General features: G+C 67.3%; 24 protein-coding genes. 9 read left to right on the top strand and 15 right to left on the bottom strand.

What is annotated here, in order from left to right; all coding sequences use genetic code 11:
• Positions 1–33 precede the first annotated feature (33 nt).
• The 3 genes from AC3QL3_RS12800 to AC3QL3_RS12790 are packed head-to-tail and all read right to left on the bottom strand — an operon-like array spanning position 34 to position 1,677.
• Complete coding sequence (locus AC3QL3_RS12800) at positions 34–456, bottom strand: PH domain-containing protein (protein WP_492894159.1); 423 nt, start codon at positions 454–456, stop codon at positions 34–36.
• Between the two features lie 7 nt (positions 457–463).
• Positions 464–1,030, bottom strand: a complete 567-nt coding sequence (locus AC3QL3_RS12795; protein ID WP_492894157.1) for a 1,2-dihydroxy-3-keto-5-methylthiopentene dioxygenase — start codon at positions 1,028–1,030, stop codon at positions 464–466.
• Positions 1,027–1,677 (bottom strand): methylthioribulose 1-phosphate dehydratase, encoded by a 651-nt coding sequence (locus tag AC3QL3_RS12790; protein WP_492894155.1) that lies wholly within the window; start codon positions 1,675–1,677, stop codon positions 1,027–1,029. Before AC3QL3_RS12790 ends, AC3QL3_RS12795 begins: the two co-directional genes overlap by 4 nt.
• A gap of 44 nt (positions 1,678–1,721) precedes the next feature.
• Here AC3QL3_RS12790 and AC3QL3_RS12785 point away from each other — a divergent pair, with 44 nt between their 5' ends.
• Complete coding sequence (locus tag AC3QL3_RS12785; RefSeq protein ID WP_492894153.1) at positions 1,722–2,261, top strand: high-potential iron-sulfur protein; 540 nt, start codon at positions 1,722–1,724, stop codon at positions 2,259–2,261.
• A 118-nt stretch (positions 2,262–2,379) separates the two neighbouring features.
• Positions 2,380–3,906: a DNA recombination protein RmuC gene (locus AC3QL3_RS12780; protein WP_492894151.1), complete on the top strand. Its 1,527-nt coding sequence runs from the start codon at positions 2,380–2,382 to the stop codon at positions 3,904–3,906.
• A gap of 34 nt (positions 3,907–3,940) precedes the next feature.
• On the opposite strand, the gene AC3QL3_RS12775 is transcribed toward AC3QL3_RS12780, so the two are convergent.
• Complete coding sequence (locus AC3QL3_RS12775; protein WP_492894149.1) at positions 3,941–5,395, bottom strand: amino acid permease; 1,455 nt, start codon at positions 5,393–5,395, stop codon at positions 3,941–3,943.
• Positions 5,396–5,481: 86 nt separating this feature from the next.
• A complete protein-coding gene (locus AC3QL3_RS12770) occupies positions 5,482–6,990 on the bottom strand; it encodes an amino acid permease (RefSeq protein WP_492894147.1) in 1,509 nt (502 codons plus the stop codon).
• A gap of 283 nt (positions 6,991–7,273) precedes the next feature.
• Here AC3QL3_RS12770 and AC3QL3_RS12765 point away from each other — a divergent pair, with 283 nt between their 5' ends.
• Positions 7,274–7,735 carry an NUDIX hydrolase gene (locus tag AC3QL3_RS12765; RefSeq protein ID WP_492894145.1) on the top strand — a complete coding sequence of 154 codons (462 nt, stop codon included), beginning with the start codon at positions 7,274–7,276 and terminating at the stop codon, positions 7,733–7,735.
• Position 7,736: 1 nt separating this feature from the next.
• On the opposite strand, the gene AC3QL3_RS12760 is transcribed toward AC3QL3_RS12765, so the two are convergent.
• Positions 7,737–9,008, bottom strand: a complete 1,272-nt coding sequence (locus tag AC3QL3_RS12760; RefSeq protein WP_492894143.1) for a cytochrome-c peroxidase — start codon at positions 9,006–9,008, stop codon at positions 7,737–7,739.
• Between the two features lie 253 nt (positions 9,009–9,261).
• Here AC3QL3_RS12760 and acpA point away from each other — a divergent pair, with 253 nt between their 5' ends.
• Positions 9,262–10,887 (top strand): acid phosphatase, encoded by a 1,626-nt coding sequence (acpA, locus tag AC3QL3_RS12755; RefSeq protein WP_492894141.1) that lies wholly within the window; start codon positions 9,262–9,264, stop codon positions 10,885–10,887.
• Positions 10,888–11,102: 215 nt separating this feature from the next.
• Here the strand turns inward: acpA and yeiP are convergent, their stop codons facing one another.
• The 7 genes from yeiP to AC3QL3_RS12720 all read right to left on the bottom strand — a co-directional run bounded on the left by yeiP (position 11,103) and on the right by AC3QL3_RS12720 (position 20,053).
• Positions 11,103–11,666, bottom strand: a complete 564-nt coding sequence (yeiP, locus tag AC3QL3_RS12750) for an elongation factor P-like protein YeiP (RefSeq protein WP_492894139.1) — start codon at positions 11,664–11,666, stop codon at positions 11,103–11,105.
• A gap of 130 nt (positions 11,667–11,796) precedes the next feature.
• On the bottom strand, positions 11,797–12,564 hold the full coding sequence (locus AC3QL3_RS12745; RefSeq protein ID WP_492894137.1) for an SDR family NAD(P)-dependent oxidoreductase: 768 nt from the start codon (positions 12,562–12,564) through the stop codon (positions 11,797–11,799).
• A 59-nt stretch (positions 12,565–12,623) separates the two neighbouring features.
• On the bottom strand, positions 12,624–13,433 hold the full coding sequence (locus tag AC3QL3_RS12740) for a cyanophycinase (RefSeq protein WP_492894135.1): 810 nt from the start codon (positions 13,431–13,433) through the stop codon (positions 12,624–12,626).
• A 65-nt stretch (positions 13,434–13,498) separates the two neighbouring features.
• Positions 13,499–16,081, bottom strand: coding sequence for a sensor domain-containing protein (locus AC3QL3_RS12735; RefSeq protein WP_492894133.1), 2,583 nt, complete (start codon positions 16,079–16,081; stop codon positions 13,499–13,501).
• A 174-nt stretch (positions 16,082–16,255) separates the two neighbouring features.
• The gene (locus AC3QL3_RS12730) at positions 16,256–17,143 is read right to left on the bottom strand and encodes a hydroxymethylglutaryl-CoA lyase (protein ID WP_492898928.1); all 888 of its coding nucleotides are present in this window, start codon (positions 17,141–17,143) and stop codon (positions 16,256–16,258) included.
• Between the two features lie 2 nt (positions 17,144–17,145).
• Positions 17,146–19,170 (bottom strand): acetyl/propionyl/methylcrotonyl-CoA carboxylase subunit alpha, encoded by a 2,025-nt coding sequence (locus AC3QL3_RS12725; RefSeq protein WP_492894131.1) that lies wholly within the window; start codon positions 19,168–19,170, stop codon positions 17,146–17,148.
• A gap of 124 nt (positions 19,171–19,294) precedes the next feature.
• Positions 19,295–20,053 (bottom strand): transporter, encoded by a 759-nt coding sequence (locus AC3QL3_RS12720; RefSeq protein WP_492894129.1) that lies wholly within the window; start codon positions 20,051–20,053, stop codon positions 19,295–19,297.
• A 128-nt stretch (positions 20,054–20,181) separates the two neighbouring features.
• Here AC3QL3_RS12720 and pstS point away from each other — a divergent pair, with 128 nt between their 5' ends.
• The gene (pstS, locus tag AC3QL3_RS12715) at positions 20,182–21,222 is read left to right on the top strand and encodes a phosphate ABC transporter substrate-binding protein PstS (protein ID WP_492894127.1); all 1,041 of its coding nucleotides are present in this window, start codon (positions 20,182–20,184) and stop codon (positions 21,220–21,222) included.
• A gap of 47 nt (positions 21,223–21,269) precedes the next feature.
• On the opposite strand, the gene AC3QL3_RS12710 is transcribed toward pstS, so the two are convergent.
• Positions 21,270–21,653 carry a VOC family protein gene (locus AC3QL3_RS12710; RefSeq protein ID WP_492894125.1) on the bottom strand — a complete coding sequence of 128 codons (384 nt, stop codon included), beginning with the start codon at positions 21,651–21,653 and terminating at the stop codon, positions 21,270–21,272.
• Between the two features lie 92 nt (positions 21,654–21,745).
• On the opposite strand from AC3QL3_RS12710, the gene AC3QL3_RS12705 reads away from it, so the two are divergent.
• Complete coding sequence (locus AC3QL3_RS12705) at positions 21,746–23,344, top strand: tetratricopeptide repeat-containing sulfotransferase family protein (protein ID WP_492894123.1); 1,599 nt, start codon at positions 21,746–21,748, stop codon at positions 23,342–23,344.
• 51 nt (positions 23,345–23,395) lie between these two features.
• Here AC3QL3_RS12705 and AC3QL3_RS12700 read toward each other — a convergent pair whose 3' ends face one another.
• Entirely contained in the window at positions 23,396–24,190 is a 795-nt protein-coding gene (locus tag AC3QL3_RS12700) for an enoyl-CoA hydratase-related protein (protein ID WP_492894121.1), read from the bottom strand.
• Positions 24,191–24,350: 160 nt separating this feature from the next.
• On the opposite strand from AC3QL3_RS12700, the gene AC3QL3_RS12695 reads away from it, so the two are divergent.
• Genes AC3QL3_RS12695 through AC3QL3_RS12685 form a run of 3 tightly spaced genes read left to right on the top strand, consistent with a single transcriptional unit; the run spans position 24,351 to position 26,763 of the window.
• Entirely contained in the window at positions 24,351–24,593 is a 243-nt protein-coding gene (locus AC3QL3_RS12695) for a FeoA family protein (RefSeq protein ID WP_492894119.1), read from the top strand.
• Complete coding sequence (gene feoB, locus AC3QL3_RS12690) at positions 24,590–26,461, top strand: ferrous iron transporter B (RefSeq protein WP_492894117.1); 1,872 nt, start codon at positions 24,590–24,592, stop codon at positions 26,459–26,461. The genes AC3QL3_RS12695 and feoB overlap by 4 nt, the downstream gene beginning before the upstream one ends.
• Positions 26,458–26,763, top strand: coding sequence for a DUF6587 family protein (locus AC3QL3_RS12685; RefSeq protein ID WP_492894115.1), 306 nt, complete (start codon positions 26,458–26,460; stop codon positions 26,761–26,763). The genes feoB and AC3QL3_RS12685 overlap by 4 nt, the downstream gene beginning before the upstream one ends.
• Positions 26,764–26,769 lie beyond the last annotated feature (6 nt).

The raw sequence follows: 26,769 nt of genomic DNA, 5'->3' as shown, positions 1-26,769 counted from the left end.
GGCGCCCGAATTGCCGCCGCTGCCGCGGCGAAGCTACTTGCCGTGCTCGACGCCGGCGGCGTAGGCGCCTTCGATAGCGCGCTTGGCATCGAGCGGCCGCGCCAGCTGGCCGAAGATCATCGAACTTTCGCCGCGCCCGGTCAGCACCACGTTGCCGAAGCCGAGCAGACGGCCCCAGGCGCTCTGGTGCAGGTCGATCGTCTCGATCGAGGCAAGCCGCAGTTCTTCCGTGCGGCGGCTGACGATGCCGGTCTTGCGCACGACGCGACGGTCGGTCACGCCCTGTTCGATCGAGCGCAGACGGATCCATTCGTACAGCGCGGCGAGCAGGGCGAGGCCGAGCGTCGGAATCGCCAGCAGCAGGAACACGATCAGCCGCCACTTGGCGGTCCAGTGCAGATCGAAGCGCGCGACGACGGTTTCGCCGGGCGCGAGCGACTCGTCCAGATACGACACGGCGGCCTCAGGCGGCCTTGGCCGACTGGTGCGGCGACATGCGCGGGAAATGCTCGGCGATGTCGCTGCCGGTGAAGCTGGCGACCCAGCCCTCGACGTTGGTGAACAGGCGGATCGCGACGAAGTAGGGCGATTCGCTCATGTCGAACCAGTGCTTGGTGCTGTCCGGTACGCCGATCAGATCGCCTTGCTCGCACAACACTTCGTAAACCTTGTCGCCGATGTGCAGGGTGAACTGGCCGGCGCCGGCGACGAAGAAGCGCACTTCGTCTTCGCTGTGCGTGTGTTCGTTGAGGAACTTCTGGCGGAACGCGGCGCGGTCGGGGTTGTCGGGCTTCAGGCTGACCACGTCGACGGCGCGATAGCCTTCCTCGTCCATCAGGCGATCGATGTCTTCGCGATAGGCGGCGATCACCTCGTCCTGGCTCGCGCCTGGCACCACCGGCTTGCTCGCTTCCCATTGTTCGAAGCGCACGCCGACCTGCGCGAGCTCGCGCGCGATCTCGGCATGCTGGTGATAGACCGACAGCGGTTTTTCGTCGACGGTGTCTTGGTAGATGCGCAGACGGCTCATGGCTTGCCTCGCAGAGTCTTCAGGTCCAGCTCGCACGCTAGCAGGAATTCGAACGCTTCCAGATGGCGTTTGGTTTCGCTCATATCCAGGCCCCAGGTGTAGATGCCGTGGCCGTCGATCAAGTAGCCGTGCAGCGGTTTGCCGGCGTCGAGCCAGGCGTCGACCTGCGCCACCAGCACGCTCATGTCCTGCGTATTGGGGAAGACCGGCAGGTCCAGCACGCTCTCGTGCGTGGTGTAGCCGCTGATCGCCTTCTGCAACTCCCAGCCCTCGAAGCGGACCACGCCGGCCTCGGCGTACAGGCGCGAGGCGACTGTCTGTGTGCGCGAGTGCGTGTGCAGCGCCGCGCCGGCCTGCGGGAAACGGCGGTAGATCTGCGTGTGCAAGGCGGTTTCGGCGGACGGGCGCTGATCGGTGCCGACCGGCAATCCCTGCAGATCGACGACCATGATGTCGTCGACGCCGAGCCGCCCCTTGTCGCGGCCGGAGATCGTCACCGCGGCGTGCGCGGCATCCAGGCGCATCGAGAAATTGCTGCTGGTCGCCGGCGTCCAGCCGCGCGCGCCGAGGTCGCGGCCGGCTTCGGCGATCTGGCGTGCGCAGTCTTCCAGGCGACTGCGGTCGATAACGTAGGTGTCTGGGCTCATGCGGCGGTGAGGCGAAGGGCGAGCATTCACTATACCGGAGGTGCATGACCGGCCGCGTTCATACGGCGCCAGCCGCCGGCGTGGCGAAGTCTGTGGCAAAGCCGCACAGCGGCGTGCCTTCGATTCGGACGCGGAGTAAAGTCGATGCGCTTTTCGCGGCAACCATTCGTCCCTCTTGCAGCAACAACCTAGGAACTTCGCTCGTCGGGCCGCGCGCCCATCCGTCCACACAAGGAGCCATCATGTCGAACCCAGCCGAAAGCCAGGCCAGACGCCGTTTCCTGAAACTCGCCGCGACCACCGTCGCGGTCGCCCCGATCGCCGCCACCGTCCTTCCGCAAATCGCTCTTGCACAGGATCTGCCGCACGTCGATGCGGCGACTGACGCAACGGCGAAGGCGCTCAGCTACGTCGAAGACGGTAGCAAGGCCGCCGGCAACGCAGCCTACAAAGCCGGCGACGATTGCGCGAACTGCCAGTTCTTCACCGGCAAGGCCGGCGATGCGTACGGCCCGTGCCAGTTGTTCCCGGGCAAGGCGGTCAATGCCAAGGGCTGGTGCGCCAGTCACGCGAAGAAGGCCTGAGTCAGCTTCGTCTCTTCGCCGGGTCTCGTGATCGAGGCCCGGCGGGGATCGCGCGATCTCGGCAACTGAGATCGCCGGCTGTCACAATCGCCGCTGACCTTCTTGTCGGATCAGCGGCGTGCCGGATTTCCCGTTTCCCGTTCAGCTCGGCCTTGCCGCACTCGTCGGCATCGTGGTCGGCTTCTTGCTGTTGTGGCTGTTTTCGCGCCGCTGGATCGCGCAGGCGCAGGCGGCCGGTCGCGCCAGCCGCGAGGCGGAGCTGGTGCAGTTGGGTTCCGCGCGCGACGCGGCCGTCGCCGAAGCGCAGCGCTTGCAAGGCGATCACGACGATCTGTCGCGGGAACTGGCCGAGCAGCGCAAGACCCTGTTCGCGCTCGGCAACGAACGCGCGAATTTGGCCGGCCGGCTCGAGCGCCTCGCCGAGCTCGACACCGAATTGGCCGGAACGCGAGCCGAAGCGCAGAAATGGCGCGAGGCGACCCAGCGCGCCGAACAGCGCCTGACCGAAACCGCCACGCGTGCGCACGAACAGCACAACGCCGCGGCCGAGAAGATCGCCCTGCTCGAGCGCGTGCGCGAGAGTTTGAGCGATCAGTTCAAGGCGCTGGCCGGCGACCTGCTCGAAGAAAAAAGCCGCAAGTTCACCGAGCAGAACCAACTCCAGCTCGGCGGCCTGCTCGGTCCGCTGCGCGAGCAGTTGGACGGTTTCAAGAAGCAGGTCGGCGAGGTGTACGACAAGGAGAGTCGCGAACGTGCGCTGCTCAAGGCCGAGATCGACATACTGAAGAATCTCAACCAGCGCATCGACGAAGACGCGCGCGCGCTGACGCGCGCGTTGACGCGCGAAAGCAAGACGCAGGGCGCTTGGGGCGAACTGGTGCTGGAGCGCTTGCTGGAAGCCTCCGGACTGCAGCGCGGACGCCACTATGACACGCAGGCCAGCTTCCAGAACGAAAGCGGCGGCCGTTCGCGGCCCGACGTGATCGTGCGCCTGCCCGAAGGCCGCCACATCGTCATCGACGCGAAAGTGTCCTTGACCGCCTACGAGCGCTATTGCGCCGCGGTCGACGACGCCGAGCGCGGGGCGCAGTTGAGCGCGCATCTGGCGTCCTTGCGCACGCACGTGAAGGAGCTGGCCGACAAGCGTTACAGCGATCTACCCGGGGTCAACTCGCTCGAATTCGTGCTGATGTTCGTGCCGGTCGAGGCGGCTTACATCGAAGCGGTGCATCGCGATGACGGGCTGCATGCGTTCGCGCTCGAAAGGCAGGTTGTCATCGTCACCACCTCGACCTTGCTGGCCACGTTGCAGACCATCGCCAGCTTGTGGCGCAACGACGACCGCAATCGCAACGTGGTCGAGATCGCCGATCGCGCCGGCAAGCTGTACGACAAGTTCGTCGGTTTCATCGAGGACCTCAACGAAGCGAGGAGCCGCCTCGACGCGGCGCGCAATGCGCTGGCGTCCGCCGCGGGCAAGCTCGAAACCGGGCGCGGCAATCTGATCGGGCAAGTCGAGAAGCTGCGCGAACTCGGCGCGCGCACGAGCAAGACCTTGCCGGAGGCGCAGGTCGAGCGCGCGCAGCTGGACGAAGTGCAGAGCCGCCTCGGCGCAAGCGGCGAGGTCCCATCTTCGGACGTTTGATCGCGGCGCCGTTCGGCGCCGCCAAGCTGGTGCTTCAGGCGGTCTTTGCAGACTTACCGTCGCGGCGCAGCTTGCTGCGTTGGTAACCGTAGCCGAAATAGATCACGAAGCCGATCACGGTCCAGGCGCCGAGCAGAGCCCAGTTGTACCAGCTCATCGTGCTGAGCAGGAGCAGGCAGCTCAGGATACCGAGCGTGCACACCACCGGCGCCCACGGCACACGGAAGGTGCGCGGCAGGTTGGGCTGGGTGTGGCGCAGGATCCAGACGCCGGCGCAGACCGCGCTGAACGCGATCAGGGTGCCCATCGAGGTCAGCTCGCCGAGCACGTCGAGCGGGAACACCGCCGCGAGCAGAGCGATGCCGATGCCGGTGATGACGGTGTTGATGTGCGGCGTGCAATAGCGCGGATGGATCTTGGCGAACACCGGCGGCAGCAGGCCGTCGCGGCCCATGATCATGAAGATGCGCGGCTGCGCGATGATCATCACCAGCACCACCGAGGACAGGCCGATCAAGGCGCCTAGCTCGACCACCACGCGCAGCCAGGCCAGTTCCGCATGCGCCTTCACCGCGGTTACGACCGGCTCGGTGGTGCCGAGCTGGTCGTACGGCAACAGGCCGGTCAGCACCGCGGCCATGCCGATGTAGAGCACGGTGCAGATGGCGAGCGAGGCGATCGTGCCGATCGGCAGGTCGCGCTGCGGGTTCTTCGCTTCCTGCGCCGCGACCGAGGTCGCCTCGAAACCGATGTAGGCGAAGAACACCATCGAGGCCGCGCGCAGCACGCCGGACCAGCCGTATTTGTCGCCGCCTTGGTTCTCCGGAATGAACGGGTGCCATAGGTCGGGGTTGACGTATTTCCAGCCGGCGACGATCACGATCAGGATCAAGCCGATCTTCAGCACCACCATCGCGATATTGGCGCCGCTCGATTCGCGGATACCGACGTAGCAGAGCCAGGTCAGCGCCAGCACGATCGCCACCGCCGGTAAATTGAACAGCGCGCCGGTGGTGACCAGATGCCCGTCTTGGAACGCGATCGGCGCATTGGTCAGCGCCGCCGGCAACACGATGTCGAAGTGCTGCAGCAGGCTGGTGAAGTAGCCGGTCCAGCTAACTGCGACAGCAGAAGCAGACACGCCGTATTCGAGCACCATGTTCCAGCCGATGAACCAGGCGGCGCCTTCGCCGAGCGTGGCGTAGGCGTAGGAGTAGGAGCTGCCGGACATCGGGATCAAGGTCGCGAATTCGGCATAGCAGATCGCGGCGAAGCTGCAGCAGATCGCGGCGATCACGAACGACAGGATGATCGCCGGTCCCGCGTGTCCGGCCGCGGCCTGGCCGGTGATGACGAAGATGCCGCCGCCGATCACCGCGCCGATGCCGAGGGCGGTCAGACCCCAGGGACCGAGCGTGCGCTTTAAGGACGGACCGCCGTCCTCGTAGGTGGAGAAGTCGGTCTTCTTCGCAAGCAGTCGGTCGAGCATGGGATTCCGTCGGCGCGTTGCACAGCATGGCGCGAAGCCGGCACCGGGATGCCGGCTTCGCGGTCAGGATGACCTGCGAGGCATGGTCAGAGGGCGTTGTTGGCGGACAGCTGGCTGCGGCGATAGCCGTACGAGCGATACACGACGAGGCCGATCGCCGCCCAAGTCACGAACACGAGCTTCGCGGTCATGCTCAGGTTGACGAACAGCAGGATGCAGCCGAACACGGCGAGTGGGCAGACCAGCCAGGCCATCGGCGTGCGGAACGGACGCGGACGGTTCGGCTGCTGCTTGCGCAGGATCAACACGCCAATCGACACCATCGCGAAGGCGAGCAAGGTGCCGGAGTTGGAGGTGTCGGCCAGCTTGCCGACCGGGAACAGCGCCGAGCAGATCGCAACCACCACGCCGGTGATGATCGTGATCACGTGCGGGGTGTGGAAGCGCGGATGCACTTTCGACAGCACTTCGGGCAAGAGGCCGTCGCGCGACATCGTGAAGAACACGCGCGTCTGGCCGAACATCATCATCAGGATCACCGACGGCAGCGCGAGAATCGCGGCGACGCCGATCCAGTTGCCGATCGAGGAAAAGCCGAGCATGCGCAATGCGTGCGCCAGCGGTTCCTTGCTGCAGACCAAGGCTTCGGAGGCGGCGCAGGCGGCCGCCATCGCTTCGCTGCCCGGATCGAGCGGCATGCCGTCGGGTCCGAGAATCGGCTGTGCACCGACCGAGCCGGCCGCGCCGTAGCCGACCAGCAGATAGAAGATCGTGCAGATGCCGAGCGAGCCGATCAGGCCGATCGGGATGTTGCGATTGGGATTCTTGGTTTCCTCGGCCGCGGTGGAGACCGCGTCGAAGCCGACGTAGGCGAAGAAGATCGACGCGGCCGCGCCGAGCACGCCGGCGCCGCCGAGCGGGCTGCCCCAGCCGCCGGGCAGGAACGGCTCGAAGTTCGCGCTCTTCACGGCGGGCACTGCGATCAGGATGAACACGGTCAGCGCGACGATCTTGATCGCGACCAGCACGGAATTGACGCGCGCGCTCTTGGAGGTGCCGATGACCAGGAGATAGGTCACCGCCAGCGAGATCAGGAACGCGAGCAGGTTGAAGGTGCCGCCGGTGTAAAGCCCGCTGCGCAGGAATTCGGGCAGTGCCAGCGCGCCGGGCTGGACCAGGCCGAACAAGTCGGTATGCGCGAGCAAGCCGTTCATGTAGCCCGACCAGCCGACCGATACCACCGCCGCGCCGATCGCGTATTCGAGCACCAGCGCCCAACCGACGATCCAGGCGATGAACTCGCCGAGCACGCCGTAGGTGTAGGTGTAGGCCGAGCCGGAAACCGGCAGCATCGAGGCGAGCTCGGCGTAGGCGAGGGCGGCCAGGGCACACACCGTGGCGGCGATCACGAACGCGACCATCATGCCCGGGCCGGCTTTCTGCCCGGCTTCCGCCGTCAGTACGAAGATACCGGTGCCGATCACCGCGCCGACCCCGAGCAGGGTCAGCTGGAGCGCGCCAAGTTGTCGTTTCAGCGATTTCTTTTCTGCCGTTTCAAGAATCTGATCAAGCGGTTTGACTCGCCAGAAAATCATCGCGTCCCCTCAACAGGTTGCCGTACTCGAGCATGGAGCGGGGCAGGATTCGCAAGCCTCTGCCGCCGCTGGAAGTGTGCGCGCAACCGACCTTCGCCGACCTGCACGCGGCGGTAAAATACGCGACCCCCGACAGGGCGGCAAGCAAACGGAAGCCATGGTCGAAAATGCTGCTAAGCGGCAAAACTTGCCGATTCATCAAAGACATTGGCTGGCCGCGCTCGATGTCTACGCGCAAGCTCATCCGCACGAGTCGTCTGCGGTCGAAGTATTTCGTTCGTTCATGGCGACCCGCGTAGACGCTGCTTCGAGAAATCTGCTCGAAGGCCATCTGACCGGCTCGGCCTGGCTGGTCGATGCGGTCGGGCGGCGCGTGCTGCTCACGCATCACCGCAAGCTCGAGCGCTGGCTGCAACTCGGCGGACATGCCGACGGCGACGCCGACCTCGCCAGCGTCGCGCTGCGCGAGGCGGAAGAAGAATCCGGGCTGAGCGACCTCGAAGTGGAACCCGCGATCTTCGATCTCGACCGCCATCGCATCCCCGCGCGCGGCGAGGTGCCCGAGCATTGGCACTACGACGTGCGCTACGTCGTGCACGCGCGCGGCAGCGAGGACTTCGTCGTCAGCGAGGAATCGCACGCGCTGGCCTGGCGCGAGATCGCCGAGCTGGCCGAAGGCGCAGGTGTCGACGAGTCGTTGCGGCGGATGGCGCGCAAATGGCTCGCGCGAACGCCGCGCACCTAGCTCAACGTTCGGCCTGAGCCGAGTGCGCGACGGGATGCGCGCGCTCGGCACGATACGGATTCTGCTTGAGATAGCCGTCGGTCAGAGTGCGCAGGAACGCGACGACGTCGTCGATTTCGCGTGCATCCAAACGCGGCTTCGCGCCGGGCTTCTGATTGTCGAACGGTGCATCGCGATTGAGATTGGCCTGGTATTCGGCCGGCAAATCGTCGTAGGCGATCGTACGGCCGTTGCTGTCCTTGGAGTACCAGCGCGCGGGCGTGATGTCGCGCGTGACGTAGAACTCGACGACCTCGCGCAAGCTGTGAAACTTGCCGTTGTGAAAGAAGGTTTTGCGCAAAGAGACGTTGCGCAGGGTCGGCGTGCGGAACAAACCGCAGTAGTCGGCCTGGCCGGCCTTGTCCTTGCGCTCCGGGCCGCAGGCGCCGAGGTCGAAGAAGGCCGGATCGGCGTTGCGCGGCAGCTTGGGGTTGCGCGGCACGCCGAGCGCGATCAGGCCGTAGTCCGACAGCGCCGGTGCGGTGCCGTCGAGCGCGCGCCGGCTGATGTGGCACTCGGCGCAGTTGCCCTTGTCTTCGTCTTCGAACAGTATCAGGCCGCGCTGCTCGGCGGCGCTGAGCTTGGCGCGGCCTGTGAGATACGCATCGTATTTGCTGGTGTAGGGATTGAACTCGTCGTAGTCCTGTTCGAACGCACCGAGCGCACGCACCACCGCGGTGAACGCGTCGTCGTCCTGCTCCAGCGCGTGCTCGCCGAGCGCTTCACGCAACGAGGGTGCGTAGTCGGCGCTGCGGATCGCGCGTGCGATATCGGCGACGCGATTGGCCATCTCCAGCTCCGACAAGAGCGGCAGGCGCGCCTGGTTCTCGCCGCGATCGACGCGGCCGTCCCAGGTCAGGCCGCCGGTAGGGCCGGCATCGACCGACTCGTCGCCTTCTTCGTCGGAATCGTGGAAGTGATTGCTGTAGGGCGGTATGCGATTGAGGTAGGTCAGGGTCGGCGGTGCGCGCAATCCCTGTTGCTGCAGGCGATCGCCGCCGCGCTGCGCATCCAGCGCATTGGGCGGGTTGTAGCGCAGCGCCGGCGCATGACAGCTGGCGCAGGATTGTTTTCCCGAAGCCGAATAGCGCGGATCGGAAAAGATGCGCCGGCCGACCTCGCGCAGCAGGGCGGCGCGGTGGAACGCCGGATCGCGCGCTGGCGCCGCTGCCGCGGCCGCTGCTGTCGTAGCGAGCAGGCTTGCAAGAACGAGGAGGACGATCGGAAGGCGCACGGGCAGGCGGCAGGACGTGAAAGGCGTGGCTGGTGAGCCGCCAGGCGAAAGCCGCGGCGGCGCGATCCTAGGCGAGCGCGGCGGTCGGCGGTGCGACACGGTGGATGAAGTTTGTTTCACCTTCGCTGCAACAGAAGCGACAAAAAGCAGGCATAGCGTGACAGGGTCGGCAGTCCGGCGCCGCTTCCTTCTCCGTCCCTACAGGGTTTTCCCAATGCACCAGCGAGCTTTGACGCTAGCCATCGGCGTCGCTTTGACGAGCGGCCTTTTCGCAGCGCCCGCGCAAGCCGAAACCAAGGCCGAGGGCCTCGACCAGATCAAGACGATCGTCGTGATCTACGCCGAAAACCGTGGCTTCGATCATTTGTACGGTCGTTTCCCCGGCGCGAACGGTCTGAACAACGTCAGCGCCGAGCAGGCGACCCAGCTCGACCGCGACGGCACGCCGATGGCGGCGCTGCCGCCGATCGCCGGCAACGGCCTGACCGACCCGTCCGATGCGACCCAGATTCCGACCGAGGAAACGCGCGGGCATCCGAACCAGCCGTTCGCGCTCGACGATCCGGCCGGCTACGGCGTCGATTTCAGCTACAAGCTGCACGATCTGGTGCATCGCTTCTACAACAACCAGATGCAGATCGACGGCGGCAAGAACGACAAATTCGCCGCCTGGAGCGATGCCGGCGGCGAAGTGATGGGGCATTGGGATCATGCCGAGTCGATGGCGATGTGGGGCGTCGCGCAGCGCTACGTGCTGGCCGACAACTTCTTCCAGGGCGCGTTCGGCGGTTCCTTTCTCAACCACCAGTACCTGATCTGCGCCTGCGCGCCGTTCGACTTCAAGACGCGCGACAACCAGACCCAGTTCGCCTCCAACATCTCGGCGGTCAACCCGGACGGCGTCTCGCTGCAGATCGATCCGGCCAGCCCCGCTTCGGCGATCGACGGCACGCCCAAGTACGTCAACGACTCGGTGCTCACGCCCGACTTCTACGGCGTCAACACGATGCAGCCGCCGTATCAGCCTTCGTCGAACGCGCCGGCTAACGGTGGCGATCCGACCCTGGCCGATCCGAACAAACCCAACACGCTCAGCCCGCAGACGGCGCAGAACATCGGCGACCTGCTGACGCAGAAGGGTGTCGACTGGGCCTGGTACGCCGGCGCCTGGCAGGCCGCGCTCGACCACACCGCGCCGGCGAACGTGGCCTTCCAGTTCCACCACCAGCCGTTCAACTACTACGCCGATCTCGCGCCCGGCACCGCGGCGCGCAGCGCGCATCTGCGCGACGGCGGCCTCGACGGCGCCGCCTTCCTGCACGACATCGACGCCGGCACCTTGCCGGCGGTGACCTTCTACAAACCGGAAGGCAAGCAGAACCAGCACGCCGGCTACGCCGACATCGCCGACGGCGACGCGCACATCGCCGACCTCATCGCGCACCTGGAAGCGAGCCCGCAGTGGGCGAACATGGTCGTCGTCGTCACCTACGACGAAAACGGCGGCTGGTGGGACCACGTCGCGCCGCCGAAGGGCGACCGCTGGGGCCCGGGCACGCGCATTCCGGCGATCATCGCTTCGCCGTTCGCCAAGCGCGGTTTCGTCGACCACACGCAATACGACACCGCCTCCGCGTTGCGGCTGATCACGCACGTGTTCGATCTGCCGCAGCTGCCGGGCCTGGCCGCGCGTGACGCCGCACTCAGCGCCAACGGCGCGCCGCCGATGGGCGACCTCACCGCCGCGTTGAATCTCGCGCCGGGTGGCAACGTCAGCGCCGTGCCGACGCCGGTCAACAGCGAGTGGATGCTCGAAGTCGAACTGGCCGCGCTGGCGCTGGCCGGTGCCGGCGTGGCGGTACGTCGTCGCGTGGTGTGATCGGATGAGCGGCGCGATGCCCTGATGGGCATCGCGCTGCGATGGACGTCCACGCGACCAGCCTTAAGCTGTCGTAAGACTCTTCACGGATGTAACGCCGGTTGGGCAGTGAAAGGCGACTCCCCGCCGAGACGCCGTCATTTGCGTAGTAAGCGGGAGTTCACGCCGACCTTCGTGCGGCATATGTAGCGCGGCTTAGCCTATCCGTTGCTACATCAAGCCCGCCCGGAAAACTCCCCCGTCGTCGTATTGACCGTGATCCTCTCGCCGATCGTGATGTATTCGGGCACGAGAATCTCGATGCCGGTCGAGAGCTTGGCCGGCTTCGGGCGCTTGGTCGCGCTGGCGCCTTTGAGTTCCGGCGCGGTGTCGACCACTTCGAGCACCACCGATTGCGGCAGCTGCAGCGCCACCGGCGCATCGTCGATCAGCTGGATGTAGCAGCCTTCGATGCCGTCGACGACGTAGTTGGCGGCGTCGCCGATCGCGCTGGCGTCGAGCGTGTATTGCGTGTAGTCCTCGGCGTCCATGAAGACGAAGGCATCGCCGTCCTTGTAGGAGTAACCGACGGCGCGGCGCGTCAGCTCGGTTTCCTTGAGATCGTCTTCGGCGCGCAGCGACAGGTCGAGTTTCTGTCCGCCGGGCACCGAATACATGATGAAGCGGTACGTCACGTTGCCGCCGCGGCCTTGCGGCGAGCTGCGGTCGATGTCGCGGATCTGGTAGACCTTGCCCTCGTGTTCGACGACGTTGCCTTTCTTGATTTCAGAAGCTTTCATGGGGGAGGAGCCGGGATTGGGGATTTGGGATTGGGGATTCGTTAGAGCCTGAGGATCGGGTGGTTCGGAACAATCGGGTCGTGGCTTTTTGCTTGCGCCAATCCCCAATCCCGAATCCCCAATCCCGGCTTTACTTCGGCTGCAGCCGAATCGCACCGTCGACGCGAATGGTGCCGCCGTTGAGATAGCGGTTGTGCAGGATGAAGGCGACCGTGTCGGCGTATTCCTCCGGCTTGCCCAGGCGCGAGGGGTAGGGCACCTGCGCGCACAGCGACTGGTACACCTGCTCGGGCATGCCGTCGACCATCGGGGTGTGGAACACGCCGGGCGCGATCGTCATCACGCGCACGCCGATGCGGGCGAACTCGCGCGCCATCGGCAAGGTCATGCCGACCACGCCGCCTTTCGACGCCGCGTAGGCGGCCTGGCCGATCTGGCCTTCGTAGGCGGCGACCGAGGCGGTGTTGACGATCACGCCGCGTTCGCCGTCTTCGCCGGGCGCGTTGTGCTGCATCAGGTTGGCCGCGGCCTTGGACACGTTGAAGCTGCCGATCAGGTTGATCGTGACGGTGGTGGCGAAGGTCGACAGCGGCATCGGGCCTTCCTTGCCGAGCACGCGACCGGCGCCGAGCACGCCGGCGCAGTTGACCAGCACGTTGAGACCGCCGAGCTGCGCCTGCGCCTGCGCCAGCGTGGCGACGACGCCTTCCTCCTGTGTCACGTCGGCGCGGAAGTAGCTCGCGGCGCTGCCGAGCTCGCGTGCAGCGGCGGCGCCCTTGTCGTCGTTGACGTCGAGCAGGGCGACGCGGCCGCCGCGTTCGACCAGATGCTTCGCCACCGCGAAGCCGAGCCCGGACGCGCCGCCGGTGATGACTGCCTTGACCTGATCGAGCTGCATGGGAGGTTTCCTGCCGAAGAACGGGCGCGGATTCTAACCGACGCCGATGGCCGCGCCGCTCAGTCGACCGTGCGGCGGAAGTCGAGGTCGTAGCGCGCGCCGCCGGTGAGCGCGTGCAGGCGCAGGTTGGTGATGCGGATCGGCGCGCCGGGTTCGAGTTCGGCCGCGTTGGAATCGCGCATTTCGGCCGGGTCGATCAGGGTCACGCCGCCGTTGCCGATCACTTCGAGCACGTTGTCCGGGCCGATCACCGCGGCGGTGGCGGCGTCGAGGCCGAGCCCGAGCGCGAACGGATTGAGCGCCAGTGCCGCGAGCAGGCGGCCGATGCGGTCGCTGGCGTGACCGCCTTGGTCGACCACGATGCGATTGGTCAGGCCGAGCCCGGGTGCGAGGCTGGCGCCGCCGCTGCGCGGCGTCGCGCCTTCGCTGCCGTGTGCGAGCATGTGCTCGCACAACACCGCGGCACCGGCGGCGCAGCCGAGCACGGCCATGCCCTCGGCATTGCGGCGGCGGATCGCGCGCGCGAGCTGGGTGCCGCCGATCAGAGTCGACAGCCGCAACGGCTGTTCGGCCAACAGCAGGGTCAGGTGAGCGTGCTCGACCGCGTCGAGCAGAACGCGCTGATCACCGTCGGCGCGTGCTTGCAGCACTTGCCGGCGCACTTCGCCGGCGCCGGCCTGATACAGCGCCTCGTCGAGCTCGCCGTCGTCCTCGGCCGCGTCGGCCGGCAGCAGCGCGACGACGCGCGGCTGCGTGCCGATCAAGGCGAGGAGGCGGGTCAGCAGCCGTTGCGCCTGCGCGTCGAGGCGCAGATCGCCGGCCGCGATGATCAGGCCGCGATGGCGGTCCGGGGCGAGTTTGGCGGGCATCGGATCGTTCGCAGCGAAAGAGCGGCGAGTATAAGACCGCGAGCGGGCGCCGACGGCGCGGCGGCTCAGGTGAAGCCGTTGCGGCGTGCGAACGCGGCGAAGTCGAGCGAGTCCAGCGCCGGGCTGAACAAATGCCCCTGGCCGATGCGCATGCCTTGCGCGAGCAGGAACTGCCGCTGCTGCTCGGTCTCCACGCCCTCGGCGACCATGCCCAGGCCAAGGCCGCGACCGACGCGGATGATCGCCTCGCAGATCGCGGTGTCGGCGGCGCTGGCCGGAATGCGCCGCACGAATTCGTAGCTGATCTTGAGCGCGTCGACCGGCAGGCGGCGCAGGTAGTTTAGCGAGGAGTAACCCTCGCCGAAATCGTCGATCGTGATCTTCACCCCGACCGCGCGCAGATCCTTGAACATTTGTGTCGTGTCCGGCGTGTCCTCGACCAGCATGCGCTCGATCATCTCGATCTCGAGCGAGTCGCCCGAGAGTTCGTAGCGGCGCAGCGCCGAAATCACCGAATCGAGAAAGGAGTCGTTGAGCAGCTGCCGGTAGGACACGTTGACCGCGATGCGCGGCATCGCCACGCCGGCGTCGCGCCATTCGCGCAGGGTGCGGCAGGCTTCGTCGATGACCCAGGCGCCGATCGGCACGATGTCGCCGGAACTCTCGGCGTGCTGCACGAAGGCGAGCGGCAGCAGCTTGCCGCGCTGCGGGTGGTTCCAGCGCAGCAGCGCTTCGGCGCCGACCAGGGCGCCGGTGACGAGGTCGACTTGCGGCTGGTACTGCAGCGCCAGCTCGCCGCGATCAAGCGCGTGGCGCAGCTGGTTCTCGATCGCGAGGTTGTTCTCGATGCGGCGTCCGGTCGCGACCGAGAAGGCCTGCCAAGTGTTGCGGCCGCGCCGCTTCGCCTCGCTCATCGCGGCGTCGGCGTGCTGCACCAGCTGCTGCGCGCTGCGGCCGTCCTGCGGATGCCGCGCGATGCCGATCGAGGCGGTGATGACGTAGTCCTCGCCGGCGTGCTCGAACGGCCGGCGGAAGCGGCTGTTGATCGTCTCGGCGATCTCGCTGGCCTGCTCCTCGCGCGTCGCGCGCGGCAGCACCACCAGGAACTCGTCGCCGGCGAAGCGGCCGCAACGCGCGTTGGCGGGCAGGCATTCGAGCAGGCGCTCGCCGGCGGCGGCGAGCAGACGGTCGCCGGCATTGGCGCCGAGGATGTCGTTGATGATCTTGAAGCGATCGAGGTCGACGTAGAGCAGGCTCGGGCCGGTCTGGTCGCGCGTGGCGATGATCTGCCGATTGAGTTCGTCGACGATCGCCTCGCGGTTGGGCAGGCCGGTCAGCGGATCGCTGATCGCCTTGCGGCGCAGCTCGATCTCCAGTTGCTTGCGCGAGGTGATGTCCTGGCACATGCCGGAAACGCCCCACACGATGCCGCCGCGACGCAGCGGGTGCGTGGCGACGCCGAGCCAGCGGTGGCGGCCGAGCGGGGTGACGATTTCGTATTCGCGCTGGCGCGATTCGCCGCGCTGCGCCGCCTCGACGTCCTGCGCGACCACCTCGCGGCCGTTCGGGATCAAGTCCATCGCGCGTTCGAGCGTCATCGGCGTGTCGACGGGCAGGTCGAACAAGCGATACATCTCGTCGGTCCAGAGCAAGTGGTCGCCGCTCAGCGAGTACTCGAAACCGCCGATGCTGCCGGCCTGCTGCGTCTGCGCGAGCACGTCGCGCATGCGCTTGAGTTCGGTCACGTCGTCGTAGGCGACGACGACCTGATAGGGCTTGTCCTCGCCGGCGCGAAACATCGGCACGGCCGCGATCGACAGCCACAACAGCTCGCGCAGATGCGGCGCCAGCACGCAGATCAGCGCGCTCTCCACCGGCTGTCCGCTGGCCAGCGCGCGCGCGGAGGGCAGCTGCGACTGCGGCAGCGATTTGCCCTCCTCGTCGTACCAGCGCCAGCCGGGGAAGGCGTCGCGCGAGGCCTGCAGAAATTCTTCTTCGCGCATCTGCAGCATCTGCAGCGAAGCCGGATTGACGTAGACGTAGCGGCCCTGCGCGTCGCGCACGTGCACGCCCTTGTCGACCAGCTTGAGCAGCGAGTGATAGCGCAGGTCGGCGTCGCGCAGCGCGGTGGCGGTGCGTTGCCAATGGCTGATGCCGCGCGTGACCGACAGCACGCGCTTCTCGTTGCCGTCGAGATACACGTTGGAATGCACCTCGACCGGGAAGTCGCGACCGTCGCTGCGGCGGATGCTGGTTTCGATGGTGAAGGCGTCGTTGAGCCGGCAGGTCTCGATGACGTGCTGGATGTGATCGGTCGGCAGCGCCGGGTTGAGATCGACCAGGCTCAGCGTGAGCAGAGCTTCGCGCGAGTGACCGTACAGGCGGCAGGCGGCGATGTTGGCGTCGAGCACCTCGCCGCGCTCGTTGTGCACGGTGACCGCATCGGGAATCGCTTCGAGCAGGCCGCGATAGCGCGAGGCGACCGCCAGCGCCGCGGCGTCCTGCGTGCGCAGCTTGTGTACCGCGTCGAGCACCGCATGGCGCGCACCGACGTCGATCTCCTTGCGCTTGGCGATATCGAGCAAGGTTTCGACCGCGGTCACGGTCGCTTCACCACCGCCGGGCAGGGCCGCGATCCAGGCGCTCACGCCCGCGTCCTCGTGCGATGTCGAGCTGCCCCGCATCGGCCGCATCCCCGACAGGAGTCTGGTTTTGGTGGTTGAGGCGACGTTAGCACCGCGCCGGCGTTGCGGGCGTGAATGAAATGTGCAAGCCGGCCGTTTTGGGTGAGGATCGCCATGCTGATCGCCGGCGCGCTCCGCTCAGAGACTCGCGCGGGCGACGCGGCTGGAGGTCTCGCGGCCGAGCTGGGCGCTGAGCCAGAGCCCGGTCGCGATCAGCGCCGGCAGGTCGACGCCGGTGGCGATGCCGAGGCCGTCGAGCATGTAGACGACGTCCTCGCTGGCGACGTTGCCGGTGGCGCCTTTCGCGTAAGGGCAGCCGCCGGTGCCGGAGACCGCGCTGTCGATCACCCCGACGCCTTCCTCCAGACAGGCGAGGATGTTGGCCAGCGCCTGGCCGCGGGTGTCGTGGAAATGCACCGCCAGCGCCGCCATCGGCACTGCGCCGGCGACGGCTTGCAGCATCGCGCGCGCCTTGCCCGGCGTGCCGATGCCGATGGTGTCGCCGAGCGAGATTTCGTAGCAGCCGAGCGCGTGCAGGCGTTGCGCCACGTGCACGACGTCGGCCACCGGCACCTCGCCTTGATAGGGGCAGCCGAGCACGGTCGAGACATAGCCGCGCACTTTCACGCCGTCGGCGCGGGCGCGTTCGAGCACCGGTACGAAGCGCTCGATCGATTCGTCGATCGACGCATTGATGTTCTTGCGGCTGAATGCTTCGGAGGCGGCCGCGAACACCGCGATCTCCTCGGCGCCGACCGCGCGGGCGCGCTCGTAGCCTTGCAGGTTCGGCACCAACACCGGATAAGCGACGCCGGGCCGGCGTGCGATGCCGCCGAACACCTCGGCCGCGTCGGCCAGTTGCGGAATCCATTTCGGGCTGACGAAGCTGGTCGCCTCGATCGTGCGCAAGCCGGTGGCGGACAAGCGGTCGATCAGCTCGATCTTGGTCGCGGTCGGGATGATCGTCTTTTCGTTCTGCAGGCCGTCGCGTGCACCGACCTCGACGATGCGCACCGCGCTCGGCAGGCTCATGGTTTGGCCGCCTCGGCCAGCTTGACCAGCACCGCATCGGCCTCGACGAAATCGCCGGCCGCGGCTTGCACGGCCTCGACGGTGCCGGCGCGCGGTGCGCGCAGGGTCAGTTCCATCTTCATCGCTTCCATCACCAAGAGCTCCTCGCCCTCGGCGACTTCGGCTCCGGGCTGGGTTTTGACGACGACGATGCGGCCCGGCATCGGCGCCGTCACACGATCACCGCTGGCGACGGCCTGGGTCGCGTAGGCGAACGCAGGCGCATGCGCGTAGTGGTGGCGGCGCGTGCCGTCGTGGATGCCGATGCGCTCGTCGTCGACGCTGGCGTGCCAGCGCCGCGCCACGCCGTCGAAGCTCGCTGCGAGCACGCCGGCGCGCAAGCGCGCGTGCTCCACCTTGCAGCGCTCGCTGCCGATTTCAAGCCGGTAGTCGCCGTCCGCGCCGTGCGCCGCGATCTCGATTCGTTCACCGCGGTCGAGCAAGGCGACGATGCGTTTGCCCGGATGGCCGAGGCGCCAGCCGTCGGCGCGGCTCCACGGCGAGTACGGATCGCCGGAGGCGAGTGCGAGCTGCGGGGCGGTGGCTTCCTCGTGCAGCAGCCAGGCGGTGGCGCTGGCGAACAAGGCGTCGCGGCGGGCGGACGCAGCGCTGTCTTGCGCCGCCCCGACGAATTGGTCGAGGTGGCGGTCCAGATAGCCGGTGTCGATGCGGCCTTCGATCACGGCCGGGTGGCGTACCAGGCGTTCGAGGAACTCGACGTTGGATTTGGGTCCGACCACGTCGCAGGCGGCCAAGGCCTCGCGCATGCGCTGCAGCGCGGCAGGGCGGTCACGGTCCCACACGATCAGCTTGGCGATCATCGGATCGTAGAAGATCGTTACGGCATCGCCTTCGATCACGCCCGAATCGATGCGTACGTGCGGCGATGGCGCCGGCAGGCGCAGGCGCTCGAGCTTGCCCGAGCCGGGCAGGAAACCCTGCTCGGGGTCCTCCGCATACAAGCGCAGCTCGATCGCATGGCCGTTCGCCGGCGACGTGCTGCCGATCAACGAAGCCGGCAACGCCTCGCCGGCGGCGACGCGCAATTGCAGCTCGACCAAGTCGAGACCGAGCACCATCTCGGTGACCGGATGCTCCACCTGCAAGCGCGTATTGATCTCCATGAAGTAGAAGTCGCCGGCCGGCCCGACGATGAACTCGACCGTGCCGGCGTTGACGTAATCGAGCGCACGTGCGGCGGCGACCGCGGCTTCGCCCATCTTCGCGCGCAGCTCGGGCGTGACGAACGGCGAGGGCGTTTCTTCCAAAACCTTCTGGTAGCGCCGCTGCGCCGAGCACTCGCGCTCGTTCAAGTGCACGATGTTGCCGTGGCTGTCGCCGAACACCTGGAATTCGATGTGGCGCGGATGCTCGACGTAACGCTCGAGCAGCACCCGATCGCGCCCGAACGCGTTGCGCGCTTCGCGCTGGCAGCTTTCCAGATGCGCCGCGAATTCGCTCGCCGCGCGCACGATGCGCATGCCCTTGCCGCCGCCACCGTAAGCCGCCTTGATCATCAGCGGAAAGCCGACGCGTTCGGCTTCGCGCGCGAGCAAGGCCGGGTCTTGGTCTTCGCCGGTGTAGCCCGGCACCACCGGCACGCCGCGCGCGGACATCAGTTCTTTCGCGCCGGCCTTCGAGCCCATGCGCCGCATCGAATCGCCGGGCGGGCCGATGAAGACCAGGCCGGCCTGCGCGACGGCGTCGGCGAAGTCGGCGTTTTCGGACAGGAAGCCGTAGCCGGGATGGATCGCTTCGGCGCCGGCGGCGAGCGCCGCCTGGATGATCGCATCGCCGCGCAGGTAGGAGTCGGCCGGACGCGGCCCGCCGATCGGATACGCGCGATCGGCCTGACGTACGTGCTGTGCGGTGGCGTCGGCCTCGGAGTACACGGCGACCGTTTCGATGCCGAGCCGGCGGCAGGTGCGGATCACGCGACAGGCGATCTCGCCGCGGTTGGCGATCAGGATGCTTCCGAACATGAGATCGAGACAGTCCGCCAGATTGAGCTGAACGAGTCTAGCGCGAGCCCTGGTGTCGTGCTACGCCGCCGTGAACGAAATTGTTCGTCGAGATGACACTTTTCGGGAGCTGGTTTCGATGCCGTCATGGCGCCCAGTGATAGGTGAGACCCAACAGCCATTGCCGCGACGGCGCGGCCGAATTGAGATGGCCGCGGTAGCCGAAGTCGAGGTCGAATCCGGGTCGCAAGGTATAGATGACGCCGAAGAGAGCGACGACCGGCCACGTCGTCCGCGCAGGGTCGGTGTTGGAGTCGGCGTCGAGGTCGAGCACGAAGGCGAGGCGCTCGGTACACGCGTACAGCGCAGCCACCGAGACGTGATAGAGATCGCGCCGCAGCTCGCTGCGATCGGGATTGCGCGCATAACCGAGATTCGCATCGAGCGTGAACGGCGCCGCATCGACCGTCGCGACCAAGGTGGCGTGCGTCGCGACCGTCCCGCCGGGCAGACCCAGGCCGCGCTGACTGATCGGGAGCGTCGCGCCTGCGCGCAGCGCCAGCGAGTAGGGGTCGTCGCCGAAGAAGCGCCACTTGAGGTCGAGCGCGGCGTCGCCCAAGCCGTTGACGCGAGCGCTTCCTGCGTTGCGGCTGGACAGCCAGGACGGCTGCACGATCAAGTCGAGCGTGGGCGAAAGTCCGTAGGAGAGCTGCGGTTGGAACACGAACGCGCGGTCGCCGCCGTCGCGGGCCCAGGACTGGCCGAGTTCGAGTTCGAAATTGCCGGCGCCTTGCGTGCCGGTGTCCTCGGTCAGCATCGGATGCCCGGCGCTCGCCGGCGCTGCGGCGGCGAGGGCGGCGATCGAAACGATGGCGACCGCGATCTTCGACCTGCGCTGGGCCACGGCGGCGGAGTCCTCGATGACGCGGCCGACGGTAGTTCGCGCAAACGACAACGGCGTGACGCCGCGCGACTGTCATATTGCGGTGGCAAATACACGGCGAGCTGCCGAGCAGAGTGAGCGGGCCAGCGATGAAAGCTTTGTTGTTGCGCATCGGATCGTGGATTGCTGTCGCGCTGGCGGCGGCGTCCGTGTCGGCGGCGGAGACGACCGTGCTGCACGGCGCCGGCGCGACGTTTCCGGCACCGCTGTACCGGCAGTGGGCCGCGGCGTACGAGAGCGCCGCGGGCGTCGTGATCCGCTACGACGCGGTCGGCTCGGGCGAGGGCATCGCGCGCATCCGCCGCGGCGAGATCGATTTCGGCACTACCGATGCGCCGCTGTCGATCGACGATCTGCGCGAGCAAGGCCTAGCGCAGTTCCCGGTGGTGGTCGGCGGCGTCGTGCCGGTGGTCAACATTCCCGGTATTGCGCCCGGCACGCTGAAGCTCAGCGGCGAGCTGATCGCACGCATCTATCTCGGCCAGGTGCGCAAGTGGAACGCGCCGCCGATCACCGAGCTCAATCCCGACATCGCCCTGCCGAATGCGAACATCACGGTGGTGCATCGCGGCGATGCCTCGGGCACCTCGTTCTTATGGACTTCGTATCTGTCCGCGGTTTCGCCGGAGTGGAAGACCGCGGTCGGCGCCGGCACGCGCGTGGTCTGGCCGCTCGGCGTAGACGGCACCGGCAATGAAGGCGTCGCCTCGTACGTGCGGCGCACGCGCTTCTCACTCGGCTATGTCGAGTACGCCTACGCGAAGGCGCATCGACTCGCCGACGCCGCGCTCGACAACGCAGACGGACAAACGATTCGCGCGAACCTGGCGACGTTCCGCGCCGCGGCCGCTGCGGTCGATTGGAGTTCGCTGGCGGCTGCGCTGGATGCGCCGATCGGCCGCCACGACGGTGCCAGTTGGCCGATCACCGGCGCCAGCTTCGTGCTCGTGCGCACGGACGCGGCGTCGTCAGCGCGCAGCCGGGCCTCGATCGCGTTCTTCGAATGGGCGCTAAAGAACGGACGCGCGAGCGCCGAAGCTCTCGACTACGTGCCGCTCCCGGCCGTCGCGCTCGAACGTGCCGCCGCCGCTTTGCAGCCGACGATCACCGATCGATACGAACCGCGCTGACGGTGGGCCGATCGTCGCGCGAGGCGCGCAGGCGCAGCGGGTCGAAGCTACACCGGCGCGTGACAGACCGCTTCGACGTTGTGACCGTCGGGATCGAGTACGAACGCGCCGTAGTAGTTCTCGTGATAGTGCGGACGCAGACCCGGCGCGCCGTTGTCGCGCGCACCGGCAGCGAGCGCGCTGCGATGGAACGCATCCACCGCGGCGCGATCGGGCGCCACGAAGGCGACGTGGGTGCGCGCGACCGCGTCGTCTTGGCCGATCCAGAAATACGGCTTGCCTTGCGAGCCGAAACCGCAGGCCCAGGCGCCGCCGGTCTGCTCCGGCCCGACTTCCATGACCAAGCCGATGCCGAGCGGTGCCAAGGCCTGTTGATAGAAGCTTTTCGCTTTCGCGTAGTCGGAAACCGGAATACCGATATGGTCGAGCACGGCTGCACTCCCTGAGAACGGCGAGGCGAGCGCAAGCTGCCTCGGTGGCGCGGCGTACGGTAGCATGCTCGGTCAACGCCAGAAGCGCCGCGATGACGACACCTGTTTTCCCCGTCCGTGCCGAACCGTCGAGCCGGATTTCTTCCAACCCCGCCGATTGGAGCGAACTGCCCGAGCAGCCGGCGGCCGCATGGTTGGAAGCCGGCCGCGCGCTGGTGCTGGGACAGAATCTGACGGCGGCCGCGGCGGTGCTTGAAGCTGCATTCGCGCGTTTTCCGGACGATGCGGAGATTTCGCTGGCGCTGGCCAGCGTGCGCTGGCAGCGCCAAGATCACGCCGGCGCGCAGTCGCTGCTGGACGCTTTGCTCGCACGCCAACCCGATCATCTCGCCGCCGCGTTCACCCTGGCCAAGCTGCACGCCGAGCAGGATCGTCTGCCGGCCGCGGAAGCCGCCTTGCTCGCCGCGTTCGAACGATTCGCGCAACCGTCCGATCTCGCTCTGCGCGCGGCCAAGATGCTGGCCGATTGGGGGCGCAAGCCGAAGGCCGCGGAAATCTGCGAAGCGGCGATCGCGCACGGCGCGGACGACGCGATGCTGCATCTGTACGCCGCGGCGTTGCAGGGGCAGCTCGGCGATTTCGAACGCTCGCGCCGGCACTATCTGTTCGCGCTGGAGCACGATGCGAGAACGCTGGATTTCGGCGCGGCCTACGGGCTCGCTTCGATCTCGCGCTACAGCGATCCGCAGCATGCCGACGTGCAGCGCTTCGAACACCTGCTCGCGCAGCCCGGCTTGAATGCGCGTGCGCGCGCGTCGCTGCTGTTCGCGCTCGGCAAGATCCACGACGACCTCGGCGACTACGCGCGCGCCGCGGCGTATCTGCGCGAAGCGAACGGCTTGATCGACCGCGAGGGCTGGTCGCGCAAGAACTGGCGGCGCCTGATCGACGCGCGCCTCGGCGGCAAGCCTTTGCCGGTGCGCCAGCCGGCCGCAGACGAGTGCGTACCGATCTTCGTCGTCGGCGCGCCGCGCTCGGGCACGACCTTGGTCGCCGAACTGCTCGGCCGCTCGCCGCAGGTTCGCAACCGCGGCGAACTCGACTGGCTGCCGCACTACGCCGAACAGATCGCACAAACGGGCCGGCCGAGCGCGGAACTGCTGCAAAAGACGGCCGCCGCGTATCTGGCCAAGCTGCGCCAGGACGAAACCGGAATGCGTTGGTTCGTCGACAAGCAGCCGCTCAATTTTCTGCATGTCGGCTTGATTCGCGCCTTGTTTCCGCAGGCCGCGATCGTCTACTGCCGACGCAACAGCCGCGATACCGCGCTGTCGATCTGGAGCCAGCACTTCGGTTCGACCGAATATCGCTTCGCCTACGACTTCGACGACATCGCCGCGGTGCTGCAAGGCTGCACGCGCTTGATGGCGAGGGCGCGCAGCGACGGCGAGACGCGTCTGTTCGAAGTCCGCTACGAAGATCTCGCCAGCCGACCGCAGGCGATCATGGACGAACTCGCCGCAGCGCTCGGCCTGGCGCCGTTCGATGGCGGCGTGCCCGATCCGAACCGCCATGCGATCGGCACCGCCAGCGTGTGGCAGGCGCGCCAACCGGTCTACACACGCGCGATCGGACGTTGGCGCGCGTATGCAGAGTTCCTGCCGGAGCTGCTGAAGTTCGCCGACGATTGAAGCCTTTGTCCGCGCTCGCGAGCGAGAGCTTTTTGCGGCGACGAGGACGGCTTATTCCGCCTTGACCCAGCCAGGTGCTCGCTTGTCGAGAAACGCCGACAAACCTTGCTGCCCCTCGGCCGAAACGCGCAATCGTGCGATCAGCGCGGCGTTCTCGACATCGATGCGCTCGGCCGATTCGGGCGTCATGCCGGCCATGCGCAGCGCGAGCTGCTTGGCCTCGGCTTGCGCTACCGGTCCGCCTTTGGCGAGGAAGTGCAGGGCGCGCTCGACGCCGGCGTCGAGCTGGCCGGCCGACACGCTTTCGTGCAGGAGGCCGATGCGCGCGGCTGTGGTCGCGTCGAACACTTCGCCGCTGACGAACAGGCGCCGCGCCTGACGCGCGCCGATCGCGGCGATTACGTAGGGCGAGATCACCGCCGGCACCAGACCGAGCTTGACCTCGCTGAGCGAGAACTTGGCGCCGTCGACGCCGACCGCGAGATCGCAACAGGCGATCAAGCCGACGCCACCGCCATAGGCGGAGCCGTTGACGCGCGCGATGGTCGGCTTGGACAGGAAATTCAGCGTGCGCATCAGCCGCGCCAGTCGCATCGAGTCGGCGCGATTGTCTTCTTCGCTGGCAGCGGCCATGCCGCGCATCCAGTTCAAGTCCGCACCGGCCGAGAACGAGGCGCCGGCACCGGTCAGCACAACGGCGCGCACGTCGGCGTCGCGTTCGCAGTCTTCCAGCGCGAGGGTGAGGTCGGCGATCAGCGCGTCGTCGAACGCGTTGTGCACGTTCGGCCGGTTCAGCGTGATGGTGGCGACGGCGTGGCTGCGGACGAGGAGGACGGCTTCGCTCATGAGAAGATCGGGCTGGGCAAAGCGGCGATCATAGCGGCCTCGGCGCGGTCGCGATCCGACTCTCCGCGACGGCCATGCATGACCTTCGAACCATTTTCTCGTCGCAGGCCATTGAAAAGCCTATAATGCGAACCATTCTCATTTGGTGCGATGTCCGAGCGTGCGGCTATCCGAGTTGAAGAAGGGCGCCTCTGCCGTGGTCCGTGAAGTCGAAGATGCTCATGCCGCCGATCCGATCGCGCGTCGTCTGCGCGAACTCGGTTTCGTCGGCGGCGAGCCGGTACGCGTGGTCGCCAGCGGTCCGCTCGGCGGCGATCCGATCTTGGTGCAGATCGGCTACACGCGCTTCGCGCTGCGTCGTGCCGAAGCGGCGCGCGTGATGGTCGACGGAGTTTCCCCTTGAACGCGATAGCCGAGCCCCTGCGCATCGCCCTGGTCGGCAACCCCAACAGCGGCAAGACCGCGCTGTTCAATCGCCTCACCGGCAGCCAGCAGAAGGTGGCCAACTACGCCGGCGTCACCGTCGAGCGCAAGGAAGGACGCTTCACCGCGCCGTCTGGGCGCGTCATGCGCCTGCTCGACCTGCCCGGCGCCTACAGTCTCGATGCGGCCAGCCCGGACGAGGCGATCACGCGCGACATCTGCGAAGGACGTTATCCGGACGAGCCGGTCCCGGATCTGATCGTCTGCGTCGCTGACGCCACCAACCTGCGTCTGCATCTGCGCTTCGTGCTGGAAGTGAAACGGCTCGGCCGGCCGATGGTGCTGGCGCTGAACATGATGGACGCGGCGCGCAAGCGCGGCATTCGCATCGACGTCGCCGAGTTGTCGCGCGCGCTCGGTGTGCCGGTGGTCGAGACGGTGGCGGTGCAGCGCGGCGGCGCGGCGGCCTTGATCGACCATCTCGATCGCAACCTTGCCAGCGCGATGAGCGCGCCGAGCTTGCCCGACAGCGGCGCTCCCGCGGCCGAGCGCGACTTGCACGACCAGGTTCGCGCGGCGCTCGCCGCTGCCGTCACGATGCCGCGCGCGACCTCGAGCGTCGACGACGCGATCGATCGCGTCGCGCTGCATCCGATCGGCGGCCTGGCGATCCTGGTCGTCGTGATGTTCCTGATCTTCCAAGCCGTGTTCGGCTGGGCCGCGCCGTTGCAGGATGCGGTCGGTGCCGGCGTCGGCGCGGCCGGTGCCTGGGTCGGCGGAATGCTCGAATCGATGCCGCTGCTGCACAGCCTGGTCACCGACGGCATCTTTGCGGGTCTCGGCACCGTGCTCGAGTTCCTGCCGCAGATCCTGATCCTGTTCCTCTTCATTCTGATCCTGGAGGAGTCGGGCTATCTGCCGCGCGCGGCGTTCCTGCTCGATCGCATGATGTTCAAGGCTGGCCTAACCGGCCGCTCGTTCATTCCGCTCTTGTCGAGCTTCGCCTGCGCGATCCCCGGCATCATGGCCACGCGCAGCATTCAAGATCCGCGCGACCGCCTGACCACGATCCTGGTCGCACCGCTGATGACCTGCTCGGCGCGCCTGCCGGTCTACACCTTGCTGATCGGCGCCTTCATTCCGCGCCAGACGGTGCTGGGTGTGTTCAATCTGCAGGGCATGGTGTTGTTCACGCTGTACTTCGCCGGCATCGCCAGCGCGCTCGCGGTCGCTTGGATTATCAAGCGCATGCGCAGCGATCGCAGCGAACACGCGCTGCTGATGGAGCTGCCGTCCTACCGCTTGCCGAGTCCGCGCGACGTCGCCATCGGTCTGTGGGAACGCGCGAAGATCTTCTTGCGCCGCGTCACCGGCATCATCCTCGCGTTGACCGTGCTGCTGTGGTTCCTGTCGAGCTTCCCGGCGCCGCCGGAGGGCGCGACGCTGCCGCCGATCGACTACAGCCTGGCCGGCCAGATCGGCCGCTGGATGGAGCACGTGTTCGCGCCGATCGGCTTCAATTGGCAGATCTGTATCGCCCTGATTCCGGGCCTCGCCGCGCGCGAAGTCGCGGTGTCCTCGCTCGCCACCGTGTATGCGATGTCGGCGGTCGGCGAGGATGCGGTCGCGGCGGAACTCGGCACTGCGATCGCCGCGCAATGGTCGTTGGCGACCGCGCTGTCGCTGCTCGCCTGGTACGTATTCGCGCCGCAGTGCATGTCGACGCTCGCGGTGATTCGGCGCGAGACCAACTCCTGGCGCAACGTGGGCATCGCCGCCGGCTATCTGTTCGCGCTGGCCTATCTCGCTTCGTTCATCACTTACCAGGTCGCGAAGGCGTTGACGTGAATACGGCCCTGCTCGTGCAGACCATCGTGATCGCGCTCGCGGTTGCGTGGGCCGTGTGGTTCGCGTTCCGGCGCCTGCTGCCGAAAACCTATCGCCGCTTGTTGTCGCGGCTGACCGCGATGCTCGACCGTCCATCGGCGCCGAGCTGGTTGCGCCAGCAGGCGCGCCGCGCGCAGCCGCTCAGCACCAGCGGCGGCAGTTGCGGCGACGGCTGCTCGACCTGCGGCGGTTGCGCGTCCGCCGCCGCGAAACCGCCGGCCGAAGCGCAGCCGCTGGTCTTTCGTCCGCGCGCGCCGAAATAGCGGTTG

The sequence above is a fragment of the Dokdonella sp. GW821-FHT11D02 genome (assembly GCF_058808595.1).
This window is presented reverse-complemented; position numbering and strand designations above follow the sequence as displayed.

Bases quoted from the DNA above. Each gene is read 5' to 3' on its own strand.
- AC3QL3_RS12795 (WP_492894157.1), bottom strand. From the start codon at position 1,030: ATGAGCCGTCTGCGCATCTACCAAGACACCGTCGACGAAAAACCGCTG.
- AC3QL3_RS12790 (WP_492894155.1), bottom strand. From the start codon at position 1,677: ATGAGCCCAGACACCTACGTTATCGACCGCAGTCGCCTGGAAGACTGC.
- AC3QL3_RS12785 (WP_492894153.1), top strand. From the start codon at position 1,722: ATGACCGGCCGCGTTCATACGGCGCCAGCCGCCGGCGTGGCGAAGTCT.
- AC3QL3_RS12775 (WP_492894149.1), bottom strand. From the start codon at position 5,395: ATGCTCGACCGACTGCTTGCGAAGAAGACCGACTTCTCCACCTACGAG.
- AC3QL3_RS12770 (WP_492894147.1), bottom strand. From the start codon at position 6,990: ATGATTTTCTGGCGAGTCAAACCGCTTGATCAGATTCTTGAAACGGCA.
- AC3QL3_RS12765 (WP_492894145.1), top strand. From the start codon at position 7,274: ATGGCGACCCGCGTAGACGCTGCTTCGAGAAATCTGCTCGAAGGCCAT.
- yeiP (WP_492894139.1), bottom strand. From the start codon at position 11,666: ATGAAAGCTTCTGAAATCAAGAAAGGCAACGTCGTCGAACACGAGGGC.
- AC3QL3_RS12745 (WP_492894137.1), bottom strand. From the start codon at position 12,564: ATGCAGCTCGATCAGGTCAAGGCAGTCATCACCGGCGGCGCGTCCGGG.
- AC3QL3_RS12740 (WP_492894135.1), bottom strand. From the start codon at position 13,433: ATGCCCGCCAAACTCGCCCCGGACCGCCATCGCGGCCTGATCATCGCG.
- AC3QL3_RS12725 (WP_492894131.1), bottom strand. From the start codon at position 19,170: ATGTTCGGAAGCATCCTGATCGCCAACCGCGGCGAGATCGCCTGTCGC.
- pstS (WP_492894127.1), top strand. From the start codon at position 20,182: ATGAAAGCTTTGTTGTTGCGCATCGGATCGTGGATTGCTGTCGCGCTG.
- AC3QL3_RS12705 (WP_492894123.1), top strand. From the start codon at position 21,746: ATGACGACACCTGTTTTCCCCGTCCGTGCCGAACCGTCGAGCCGGATT.
- AC3QL3_RS12700 (WP_492894121.1), bottom strand. From the start codon at position 24,190: ATGAGCGAAGCCGTCCTCCTCGTCCGCAGCCACGCCGTCGCCACCATC.